The sequence below is a fragment of the Vibrio sp. 10N.222.49.C9 genome, from assembly GCF_041474985.1.
Taxonomy (GTDB): Bacteria; Pseudomonadota; Gammaproteobacteria; order Enterobacterales; family Vibrionaceae; genus Vibrio; species Vibrio crassostreae_C.
Map to the genome: position 1 here is coordinate 1 of NZ_JBFRVD010001373.1, position 749 is coordinate 749.

At 40.2% G+C, this 749-nt stretch carries 1 protein-coding gene; it reads right to left on the bottom strand.

What is annotated here, in order from left to right; genetic code table 11:
* On the bottom strand, positions 1–396 hold a 396-nt coding region (locus tag AB4585_RS28350), incomplete at its 3' end, for a polysaccharide lyase family 7 protein (RefSeq protein WP_372172100.1).
* Positions 397–749 lie beyond the last annotated feature (353 nt).

Below are 749 nucleotides of genomic sequence, written 5' to 3' on the forward strand. Positions count from 1 at the left end.
GTATTGATCCGCTTCAGGGTGGCTTGATAGCGCCCACTGGTACATCTTAGAGTCGGTAAGAATGTTGTCGAAGTTTGCACCGCGAGGCATTTGACGCAGCTCGGAGCGGGCATTCTTAGAGATCTTAGTAGTGATAGCTTTGTTTTGTACTTCAAATACAAGATTGCCATCTTTATCTAAGTGGAAGAAATCTTCGTGAGAGTAACTTAGCATTGCAACGCCTTCAATCTCATCGACTTTGCCATCTTCATTGATGTCTGAAGGGATAGTGATCTTCCAGTTACGCATATCGAATTTGTCTGCAGGAACAGGGTACGAAACTCCGTTGTTGGCTACATCAGCAGCAGCCGGTAGAGCAAGTAAGAGTGAACCCGCAAGAACAAGAGTTTGTTTCATTATGTAATTCCTTGTATGTATTATTGTCGTACATAATAGGTGTGCTAATTACGAAGAAAAGAACATAAGCTACGATGTGCATGATTGATCACATTTTGAAACATAATCACTAGATCCAGCTCAAAAAATTGAGCTGATGATTGCGATGAGTAACCAATTAATTGGATGGATAGGCGAGTTGTATTTGAGGGTGGTACTTTGCTATATCTTGAAAAAGAGTCACTGTTCTCAGTTTGGAGAGGATGTGTATTGAGGTTTTCAAATAACTGACTCTATTTAAGGCTTTGAAAAATAATGTTTTATCTGATGCTTGCCAAATAAAAACAGCACTCAGGTTGCGTGCTGTTCAGATT